Origin of the sequence: Streptomyces sp. NPDC056580, from assembly GCF_042793175.1 — a bacterium.
Lineage (GTDB): Bacteria > Actinomycetota > Actinomycetes > Streptomycetales > Streptomycetaceae > Streptomyces.
Genome location: NZ_JBHTVE010000046.1, coordinates 1 through 1745, shown reverse-complemented (window position 1 = coordinate 1745; position 1745 = coordinate 1). Strand labels below are relative to the sequence as shown.

The 1745-nt window shown below is 66.9% G+C and carries 1 protein-coding gene; it reads left to right on the top strand.

The annotated features are described in order from the left end of the window. Positions 1-112: 112 nt before the first annotated feature. The gene (locus tag ACFQ9Z_RS39310; RefSeq protein WP_383031932.1) at positions 113-1732 is read left to right on the top strand and encodes an IS4 family transposase; all 1620 of its coding nucleotides are present in this window, start codon (positions 113-115) and stop codon (positions 1730-1732) included. Positions 1733-1745 lie beyond the last annotated feature (13 nt).

Sequence of the window (1745 nt, the reverse complement as noted above, 5' to 3'; positions counted from 1 at the left end):
CAATGCCACGAAGTTAAGGCTCAGTTGACGTTGTCAAGCACGACCGCGACGTGAGACGGGCCTCTGCTATCCAGGGGATCGACCAAGATCTTCCTGAGAGAGCAGAGGCCCTGTGACACAGTCTGTCACGTACAGAATCGATGACGTGTTCGCGCCCGGACACGTCGGTGAATTGACGCAGGTCATCCCGACCGAGCTGGTGGATGCGGTGCTGGAGGAGACCGGGACGCGCGAGCGCCGGCTGCGCAGTCTCCCCTCGCGCGTCGGGGTGTACTTCGTGCTCGCGCTCGGATTGTTCGAGCACCTGGGTGCCGGGCTGGTGTGGGGAAAACTCGTGGCCGGACTGGCCGCCGCGGTGCCGCAAACGTCGGAGAAGGCCCTTCGCGATCTGCGTCGGAGGATCGGAGTGGTCCCGTTCCAGCGGCTGTTCGAGGTGCTGGCGGGCCCGTTGGCCCAGCCGTCCACCCCCGGAGTGCGCTACCGACGCTGGCGGACGGTCGCCTTCGACGGCTGTGGGAGCTTGAACGTCCCCGACCACGAGCGCAACCGGTCCTGGCTCGGCCGTACGCCGCGCCGCCATGGCCCTTCCGGCTACCCCCGGCTGATGCTGATGACGTTGTGCGAAACCAGCACCCGGGGCCTGATCACCGCCGCCTTCGGACCCGCCTCGAAGGGCGAAACCGACTACGCCCACGACCTGGTCAGCCACTTGACCTCGGACATGCTCCTGCTGGCTGACCGCGCCTTCGACAGCAACAAACTGCTCGCAGACGTCGTGGCTCAGGGGGCGCAGTTGCTGATCCGTGCCACCAGCACCCGGCGCCCACCGGTGCTCGCGCTGCTGCCCGACGGCTCCTACCTCACCCGGATCGGCGGCGTCCGACTGAGGGTGATCGAGGCCGAGATCCGCTCCCGTACCGCCAGCGGCGACGACTTCGGCGGAACCTATCGTCTGCTCACCACGCTGAGCGACCACCGCACCGACCCGGCAGACCGCCTGGTCGGTCTCTATCACGAGCGCTGGGAGATCGAGACCGCCTATCTGGCACTGCGTCACACCCTGCTCAAAGGGCGCGTTCTACGGTCGAAGGACCCGGTGGGCCTCACCCAGGAGATGTGGGCACTCCTGACCATCTACCAGGCTCTGCGCTCGATGATGGTGACCGCAGTGGAGACACTGCCTGGCTGCGATCCCGACCGGGCCGGTTTCACCGTGGCCCTGGAGGCCGCGCGCGACACGGTCGTTGGCGTCGCTGGGATGGCTGCGGCTGCAACTCCGAGCGGACGCCCCGACCTGGTAGGACACATTGGCACCCGCGTCCTGAAGGCGATGCTGCCCAAGCGCCGAATGCGGCTGTCCGCTCGCATCGTCAAGTGCGGGACATCCCGCTACAACATCTGGAACCGCGACGGGCGGCCTCGCGACAGTACGCCGATCACCACCATTGTGATCACCGTGCATCCACCGGCTCTCCCCACCACGCATGCCCCAGTCCGGGCCGCTTCCGGCCGCTGGGGACAGGTCTGCCGGATCTTGGCGGAGAACTCCAACCAGGCCATGCACGCCCGCGACATCGCAGGGCATCTCGGCCTCATCGCCACCGGGCGTGTGCTGAGCGGCTTCAACGCGCAGCTCTGCTACTGGGCGCGCAACGGCCGACTCATCCGTACGGCACCGAGTACGTACAAGCTCCCTCTTCCCGGGGCCTTGACACCCTCAACTGAGCCTTAACTTCGTGGCATTG